This window comes from Methylomicrobium sp. Wu6 (assembly GCF_035916875.1).
In the GTDB taxonomy this organism is placed as follows: Bacteria; Pseudomonadota; Gammaproteobacteria; order Methylococcales; family Methylomonadaceae; genus Methylomicrobium.
Genome location: NZ_JAXUHN010000005.1, coordinates 1 through 4,968 on the forward strand (window position 1 = coordinate 1; position 4,968 = coordinate 4,968).

The 4,968-nt window shown below is 51.3% G+C and carries 6 protein-coding genes; 2 read left to right on the forward strand and 4 right to left on the reverse strand.

The features are described from left to right. Positions 1 to 218: 218 nt before the first annotated feature. Positions 219 to 1,298, reverse strand: coding sequence for a 23S rRNA (adenine(2503)-C(2))-methyltransferase RlmN (gene rlmN, locus U2W12_RS00105; RefSeq protein WP_326498646.1), 1,080 nt, complete (start codon positions 1,296 to 1,298; stop codon positions 219 to 221). 293 nt (positions 1,299 to 1,591) lie between these two features. Then, positions 1,592 to 1,759, reverse strand: a complete 168-nt coding sequence (locus U2W12_RS00110) for a hypothetical protein (RefSeq protein ID WP_326498647.1) — start codon at positions 1,757 to 1,759, stop codon at positions 1,592 to 1,594. A 395-nt stretch (positions 1,760 to 2,154) separates the two neighbouring features. On the opposite strand from U2W12_RS00110, the gene U2W12_RS00115 reads away from it, so the two are divergent. Next, positions 2,155 to 3,339, forward strand: coding sequence for a hypothetical protein (locus U2W12_RS00115; RefSeq protein WP_326498648.1), 1,185 nt, complete (start codon positions 2,155 to 2,157; stop codon positions 3,337 to 3,339). Positions 3,340 to 3,344: 5 nt separating this feature from the next. Further along, a complete protein-coding gene (locus tag U2W12_RS00120; RefSeq protein WP_326498649.1) occupies positions 3,345 to 3,623 on the forward strand; it encodes a hypothetical protein in 279 nt (92 codons plus the stop codon). Positions 3,624 to 3,756: 133 nt separating this feature from the next. On the opposite strand, the gene U2W12_RS00125 is transcribed toward U2W12_RS00120, so the two are convergent. Both U2W12_RS00125 and U2W12_RS00130 read right to left on the reverse strand, forming a co-directional pair. Beyond that, positions 3,757 to 4,335: a hypothetical protein gene (locus U2W12_RS00125; protein ID WP_326498650.1), complete on the reverse strand. Its 579-nt coding sequence runs from the start codon at positions 4,333 to 4,335 to the stop codon at positions 3,757 to 3,759. A 60-nt stretch (positions 4,336 to 4,395) separates the two neighbouring features. Continuing rightward, a complete protein-coding gene (locus U2W12_RS00130) occupies positions 4,396 to 4,599 on the reverse strand; it encodes a hypothetical protein (RefSeq protein WP_326498651.1) in 204 nt (67 codons plus the stop codon). Positions 4,600 to 4,968: the final 369 nt, after the last annotated feature.

Below are 4,968 nucleotides of genomic sequence, written 5' to 3' on the forward strand. Positions count from 1 at the left end.
AATACGAGTGGCTGCCATTCCAATCGTTTACACCTACCGAACTTGAGGAGGCTATCGATGAAATCGGCGCTGGTTTTGGCTCTCAATACCAATTTACTTTCTGCTAAGCACTTAACGCACATTGCCGAATAAGATCCATGCCCCAGAATGATGGCTCCCATTTCTTTGGGGCCGACCTCAATTTATCGTTGTATCTGTAAAAACTTGACCTCTACACTCTACGTACCCATACGGCTTACAGGATAGAGAAAATCGACAGCCTGTTGACTATTTGAGTTAAGCTGCCCACATGCTGCCAATACATCATCACCTTTAGTACCTCTTATTAAAGTCGGGATTTTAAAAGCATCCAGAACTTCCTTAAACTTTTCAACCTTATCCATATCCGGACTTGTGTAACGCGATCCTGGGAATGAGTTAAAAGGGATCAAGTTGATATAAGCGCATCTGTCAGCCAACAACATACCCAGTTTTTCAGCATCGTCCGGATCATCATTAAAATCCTTGATCAGGATGTATTCATACGTGATGAATTGCTTCTTATTCAAGGGTATTTTGTCGATATAGGTCAATACCTCATCGAGCGGATATTTTTTATTGATGGGAATCAACTCATTTCGCTTTTCCTCAAACGGCGAATGCAACGATAAGGCAAGATTCACCCGTGGAATTTCCTCGCTCCAGCGTTTAAGACCAGGAATATAGCCCGCCGTTGAAATCGTGATTTTCTGAACACCGATCGAAAATCCGTATTGAGATAAAAAAATTTCACACGCTTTCTTAACGGCATCAAAATTATGTAAAGGCTCGCCTTGCCCCATAAAGACGATATTCAATATCCGCTCTTCACCCGGCCTGTTTACTGCCAACCAACGCCAGGCCTGTAAGAACTGCCCCACAATTTCGCTCGTCTTCAAATTTCTTTTCAGCCCTTGTTCTCCGGTAAAACAAAAAGAACAATTCATTGCGCAGCCAACCTGCGATGAGAGGCAAATAGAATATTTGTTATTAAATGGAATCAGGACGGTTTCAACTTTATGATTGTCCTTCAGCTTAAAAAGAAACTTTACGGTTCGATCTTTAGACTCATAGACTTTATCGATTTCAGGCAAAGAAAAGTCATAGTTTTGTTCAAAAAAGGCCAATGAAAGTTTGGATATATCACCCTGGCATTGCGTGATTTCTTTTTTCTTGTAATACCAGTTGAAAAGAATTCTCGCTACTGAGCCGTTAAAATCATTTTCGCTGACAACCCTCTCCAGGTCGGCGTAGCTTAGATCATAAAAAGACTGTTTCAAAAAGTTTCCCCGTGGAAATATCAAAAATTTGCCGATACCGGTTTATTTTAACGATTTAGGTTGCCTTCAGGAAAGGGATGAATGTTGGCCAGGCGATGGTGCTAGGCGGCCATCGCGATAATTTGCGCGACTTTGCCCATCCCGGCCAGTCAAGGGTACGCAATGCGTACCTTTTTCGGCTTAAAATCGACACTGCTTAAAAAATGGTACGCAATGCGTACTGCAAGCTATGCAGCCAGCGCAAGAATTCGGCCGACGCCAGCTCCGGCAAATGCCCTTCCGCATACAGCCTGTCAATCGCTCACTGCAACCGGACATGCGCGCGCCTCAATTTGGAAGCTGCGCTGCAACTCGCCTGTTTCCAGGTCATCCGCCAAAGCTCGCTCTATATTTAAAGGTTTAGTAAGGCAGTTAGCCGAGAAATACACAACATCCTTCGTACCCTTCAGCTTGTCGACCAAGACTTTCTGTTTGTTGATGATCGTACCCGGCAGACAGGCCAAGACTATAGATTGTAGGGTCGTAGGGCGCAATAGGCGAAGCCGTATTGCGCCGCATGGAAATTCAATATCCGACGGAATACGCTTCGCTATTCCTCCCTATGCTGGCTGCAACATTAGGGGGAAAGTCGTACAAAATCACATTCAAGTTGTTTTTTCTGGCGGCCACACAATGTCTGTTGTATGATCCTGCCTAACGCACAACCAAAGGGGTATGCCGCCCGCTGGCAGTTTTGAAGGACCGCTTTCGAATCGGGTTCGGCGGCTTGGTTGAACGTCCGTTAGCGGCACGCCCCTGCCTTTATGTTCGGTGCTGCTGTTGATATATTCATCCACGCAAGCATGAGGTCAAACCGATGTCCGACATGATTCTTTTAGGCACCCGCAAGGGTACGGTGATATTCGATCGTTCGAATTCTACATGGCGTCCTCGACCCATCGAGCATGCAGGTATTCCCGTCTGTTACGCCGCGCGCGACCCGCGCGACGGTACGCTGTGGACTTCCCTGGATCATGGTCATTGGGGGCCCAAGCTGTCGCGTTCGCGTGACGGGGGCGCGACATGGGAGGATGTGCTTTCGTTAAAGTACCCGCAAGGCGCGCGCTATATCGTCAAGTACCTGCCGACACCGGATTTCGACCCGGCGGCGCCTGTGGGGCAGCCTGAATACAAGGACGCGACCGTGTTCAAGATATGGAACCTGGCATTCGGCCATGCCGAACAGCCCGGCCGTCTGTATGCCGGCACGATCCCCGGCGGTTTGTTCGTCAGCGATGACGGCGGCGACAGTTGGGAACTCAACCGGCCGCTGTGGAATCATGAAAGCCGCGGCGGCGATCTGTTCTCCGGCGAGGCGACCAGCGAGAACCGTTGGGGCGGCACGCCGGCCAGCATTGATTACGGCGTGTTCGAACCGGGCATCCATTCGATCGTTATCGATCCGCGCGATCCGAATCGCATTCATGTCGCGGTTTCGTCGGCCGGCGTGCTGGAGACCGTCGACGGCGGCCGGACCTGGGCAGGCCGCAACCGCGGCATGCTGATGGATTATCTGCCGAATCCGGAAGCCGAATGGGGGCATGATCCGCATTTCGTGGCGGGCTGTGCCGGACAGCCTGATCATCTCTGGCAGCAGAACCACTGCGGCGTGTTTTACAGCGATGACGGCGCGCAGCACTGGAAAAAGGTCAGCATGCCGGATGCCGGCGTGCATTTCGGTTTTCCGATTGCCGTCGATGCGCGCGACGGACGCACCGCCTGGGTCGTGCCCGCCTGCGCGGACTCCGAGCGCATGGCGATCGGCGGCGGACTGTACATCGCCCGAACCACAGACGGCGGGCAGTCCTGGCAATCGTTTCGCAGCGGCCTGCCGCAGGATCATGCTTACGACATTGTCCTGAGACATGGGCTTGATATATCCGGTGATTGCCTCTGTTTCGGCAGCACGACAGGCAACGTTTATCTATCGGAAGACCGCGGTGAAACCTGGCAATGTCTGGGCAACCATTTTCCGCCGGTCTATTCGGTGCGATTCGGCTAAACGGCATGGCTACGGTAAAAATGACTCAACATCTTTTCCGGTTCTTTCCGGCGCTCGAAAACCGTCCGATTACCGTGCCGGCCGGCTCGGTCGCCGAGGTTTTGCGTGCGGTCGACGAAATTGCCCCTGGGTTCACCGATTACGTGCTGGACGAACGCGGCGCGCTGCGCCGGCACGTCTACCTCAGCGTCAACGACACCATAGTGTTCGATAGAGACACCCTCTCGGATCGCGTCCCGGAGGATGGGACTGTGTACATTTTCCAGGCGCTGAGCGGGGGTTAAGCACCTAATGTCGTTAAGATAAGAAATCTAGGATTGAAGGGCGGCTTCGCGCAGCAAACCGCCATTCTCCTGAATCTCGGCGCATAGAAGTAGCAACATGCCGGCACACGAGATCCCGGCTTGACGTGACGCATCAGGCAAGCACTAAAGACACCAGGTAGTGTATGTTGAGATGCAGGATGTACCGTACCTGTTTCAGGGTGACGGTTCGGTTAAGGCACGCCGCTTCGATCGCTTCTTGCGCCATACAGGGGTAATCTGATACCGGGACACCTACATACTTTCCTTGCTGTTGTGCGCTTAAACAATCAATGATCTTACGGATGCCGTGAGCGGAGAGCTGGTATCGTGTTTGCTCAACCGGGACACGTACCCGTTCCAGATGATAGCGGTCGTCGGGTGAATCCTCCCAGGGATCGATATCTTCATCCGTATAGCGAACCGTTTTCCAACCCCATCTGAATCGTTGCGAGATAGGAAGATTTTTTCGTGTTGTCGAAAGCAACTGAAGAATCGAGTAGGAAACGACCGAGGAACACGCGAGCAGCTCATTGATCTGACAGAGCGTTTCTTCATCCCATTCCAGGGGTATGATCAGCTGCGGCTCGTAAAAGATGCAACCGTTCATTATTTTTCTGTTTCTGGGTTGGTAGATACGCGCCGCCTGATGTATTTCAGACGCCGTATGTTTAAGAGAAATGGATATCGTCATATCTACCTCCTCTCGCTGTTGGTGTTGCGCGTAATTAAGGAATCTCTAATAGCTAGCGTATCACATTCGCTCCTGCATGTGATCACTCTTTGGATAGATGCAGTAAGCAAGAGTCAGGAGCGCCAGCATTTTTCCCGAAAGCTGAAATGGGATCCGTCCGATTTCAGCAGCAAAAAATTTGCTGGCGGTTATTGCCTTCGGCAGCCCGCGTTCGTCCTGTGTCCGCCACGACACGCTACTCCCCTTCGGTACGCAGCGCGCCATGGCTTCCACAATGACTTGACGCCGTGTCGGATGGCCTTGTATTTTGACTCCGCTTCCGCTCCAACTTCGTCAAAACACCCGGCCCCTACGGTTACGCGGGGCGACGTCGTACACCGCCGATCCACTACCGTTACGCTTCCTGTATTCCTTCATAGCACATTGGGTGCTCGAGACTCAAGTCAAACTCATGATAAGCAGTCATCTGCCGGTAGAGGTTCCTTGATTAAAGGAACCAATTCAAATTACGCAAGACTTGAACCGCCCTGGGTTTGATGGAGGCTTCAACTTTTGAGAAGATGAAGCTATGAAAGAGAAAACCACAAACCATTATTCACCCGAATTTCGGGAACGAGCGGTTCGCTTGGTGCG